This window comes from Arthrobacter sp. Hiyo1 (assembly GCF_001263615.2).
Lineage (GTDB): Bacteria > Actinomycetota > Actinomycetes > Actinomycetales > Micrococcaceae > Arthrobacter.
Genome location: NZ_DF952471.1, coordinates 27,544 through 30,816 on the forward strand (window position 1 = coordinate 27,544; position 3,273 = coordinate 30,816).

Below are 3,273 nucleotides of genomic sequence, written 5' to 3' on the forward strand. Positions count from 1 at the left end.
GCCCAGGCCTCTGCCAGTGTGGCTGCGCCCGCCATGGCGGAGCGGACGACGTCGGGCCTTGCCTTCGCGGAGCGAAGTGAACGCACGCGGTCCGAATCGCTGAAGGCGATGGGGTCGGCGAGCTTTGGCGGCGCCGCGAACTCATCCGGGTCGAAGAGCTTGACCATGGCGAGGGATTCGAATCCCGCATTGAACAACACCGGGCCTCGGACCAGGCCGGGACGGTCGCGCTCGTACGGCATCGAGCGGATAGCCTGTTCGGCTTCGCGCAAGACCTGCCGGAGCCGGACGGACTGGCGGATATCGTCGCTTTGGATGTAGTTGTTGAGGCTCTCCGAAAGCCGGCCGTAGATGCGCTGGATCTGGCTGTGCTGCGTGCGCAGTTCCGCCACGAGGTTCTTGAGGGTTTCCCTGTCCTCATGGCTGAGGTCATCCGCGAATTGGCGGCTCAGCACGTCGCCGATCGCCGAACGGAAGCGCAACTGTTGCTGCGGGTCCTCAAGGAACGCCGTGAAGGAACGGAAGGTACGGCCTTCGGGGCTCTGCCGCAAGCGTTTGTCCGCCTCCAGGACCTGCGCCATCGTTGCACCCTTGCTGAGCGACTCCTCGATGATCTGGTTGCGGAGCTCGCCTACCAGTTCTTCGATGCGGTCACGCATCTTCTTGTAATCGGCAGGCAGGCTTGCCGCAAGGTCCAGGATGTTCCCGGCTGCTTCGACGGCTTCCTCATCATCCAAAAGACCGTCGAAGTCGCCGGAACTGATGTCTTCGATCAGCTGCTGGCGCTCCTGGATCTCCTCTTCAAGGGATTCCAAACGGGCGCTCTGGTCCGGGTTCGTCTCGTTGGCGAGCTTTTCGACGTCGCCCAGCAACGTCCCGAGCTGGAACCGTTGAGCGTGGAACGTTCGCTGGAGAGGCTGTCCAGGAATGCCAGGACTCTAGCGGCGGCCTCGGTGATTTCGTAGACGATCTGGCCGGACTGGCTGCGTCGGGTCAGGAACTGCTTTCGGGTCCATTCGTCCGCAAAGGCCTTGCCGCTCCCCTGGCCGCCCAGCCCGGGATCCTGTCTGCGGAGCTGCTCGAGGAAAGCGTCGACGTCGGCATGGAACTCTTCGAGCGGCAGCTGAGGTTTCGTTCGGGTGAAGGATGCCTGGAGCACCGCGATGACCCAGGGCGCCGAGCGCGTGAGGGCCCAGGCGGGGCCTTTGGTCAGGAGTTCGAGATCCCTGAGCCGCGCACTGATGGCGTCGGCTGAGGACATTGCTGAGCGGGACACATACTCTCCTTCAGCTGCCGCGGAACCTTCTGGCAGCGGAAATCCCGAAAACTGCCCCGTACAAGGTTAACGCAGGGTGCGCCGCAACCCTTCCGTGATCTACCTCCCGGTAGGGTTTCGATCGCGTATCAACAGTCCCGACGCCGGTGTCGTTGCTAGCTGAACCGACGACGCCGCCCCTAATGTCGACACCAACGACGTCGACGCTCCGACGTCGGCTTTGGCAGCGTTGCGGAGGGGACCCAATGCAGTTCGACTTGACGACCTTAGACACCAGCACTTATGTCTTCGCGGGAACACTAATCCTTGGCCTGGTTCTGGCAGCCTTCATCGCGGTAGCCGCAATGGCCGCACTTGCGTTGCTCGGCGCCGGAAGCCTCGCCTGGTACACCGTGAAGAACGTGCTGGGCGGGCTGGTCCACGGCATCAATTTTGCGTGGGACCAGCTGGTCCACCAGGCCGGAAAAGTGGAACTGCCAGTGGAATTCCCGTCCCAGACCGCCCCTAGCACAGGTACCTACCCGCGAGTAGCATTGAGGGACAGCTGAAGGGTCCACCACCCGAGGCGGATCCTGGGCTCGAAACCGGCACAACCGGCAAGAGGAGTCCTCCCATGACCTCCGCCACTGACAACAAGAGCAACGGCGTCACGGCCGCAGAAGCCCGCGCAGTCGCCGAGGCCGCCCGCGACATCGAATGGAACCGCCCCAGTTTCGCCAAGGGGCTGTATTTGGGAGACTTCGATCTGGGGCTGATCCATCCTTGGCCCCAGGCAAGAGCCGACGACGTCGAGCGCGGCGAAGAGTTCATGGCGAAGCTGACGGAGTTCTGCGGCACCATGTCCGGCCGAGCCATCGAACGCGATGCCAAGATCCCGGACGAATACCTCGCTGGCCTCACCGGGTTGGGCGTTTTCGGCATGAAGATTCCGCGCGAGTACGGCGGCTTGGGCCTCTCGCTGGTCTACTACGGCAGGGCGTTGGCGCTGTTGGGATCAGTCCATCCGAGCCTCGGCGCGTTGCTCTCGGCGCACCAGTCCATCGGCGTCCCGGAGCCGGTCAAAGTGTTCGGCACGCCCGAACAAAAACAGGAGTACTTGCCGCGTTGCGCCGCCGGCGCCATCACGGCGTTCCTGCTGACAGAGCCCGACGTCGGCAGCGACCCCGCCCGGATGGGCTGCACCGCAGTGCCAAGCGACGACGGCGAGTCCTACCTTTTGGACGGCGTCAAACTTTGGACCACCAACGGCGTGATCGCCGAATTGGTAGTGGTCATGGCGGTTGTCCCTGCCCGCACAGCCCCCGACGGGACGGCGCTCAAAGGCGGGATCACGGCGTTCGTCGTGGAAATGGACTCCCCCGGCATCACGGTGGAGAACCGCAACGCCTTCATGGGCCTGCGCGGCATCGAGAACGGCGTGACGCGGTTCCACCAAGTGCGCGTACCGGCAGCCAACCGTCTGGGCCGCGAAGGCCAGGGACTCAAGATCGCGCTCACCACGCTCAACACCGGCCGGCTCTCCATCCCGGGCCTTTGCGTGGCGGCGGGTAAGTGGTCCTTGAAGATCGCCCGCGAATGGTCCAACGCCCGCACCCAATGGGGCCGGCCGGTCGGAAAACATGAGGCCGTCGGCAAGAAGATCGCGTTCATCGCCGCCACCACCTTCGCGCTTGAAGCCGTTTTCGAACTGTCCGCCGAGATGGCCGACGCCGGCCAGAAGGATGTGCGGATCGAGGCTGCGCTGGCCAAACTTTGGTCCACTGAACTGAGCTACACGGTGGCTGATGAGTTGGTCCAAATCCGGGGTGGCCGCGGGTTTGAGACGGCGGATTCCCTGGAGGCCCGTGGAGAACGCGCGGTGGCCGCCGAGCAGTTGCTGAGGGACATGCGCATCAACCGGATCTTCGAAGGCTCGTCCGAAATCATGCGCCTGCTCATCGCCCGCGAAGCCGTCGATGCCCACCTTTCGGCCGCGGGCGAGCTCGCCTCCGCAGACG

General features: G+C 64.1%; 2 protein-coding genes and 1 pseudogene. 2 read left to right on the forward strand and 1 reads right to left on the reverse strand.

The genetic code is table 11. From position 1 onward, the window contains the following. A pseudogene (locus tag AHiyo1_RS11740) lies at positions 1–1,276 on the reverse strand (DUF3375 family protein); the annotation flags it as partial. A gap of 245 nt (positions 1,277–1,521) precedes the next feature. Between AHiyo1_RS11740 and AHiyo1_RS11745 the strand changes: the two are divergent. After that, positions 1,522–1,824, forward strand: coding sequence for a hypothetical protein (locus AHiyo1_RS11745; RefSeq protein ID WP_059388681.1), 303 nt, complete (start codon positions 1,522–1,524; stop codon positions 1,822–1,824). A 65-nt stretch (positions 1,825–1,889) separates the two neighbouring features. Further along, a partial coding sequence (locus AHiyo1_RS11750) for an acyl-CoA dehydrogenase family protein (RefSeq protein ID WP_059388682.1) occupies positions 1,890–3,273 on the forward strand: 1,384 nt, incomplete at its 3' end.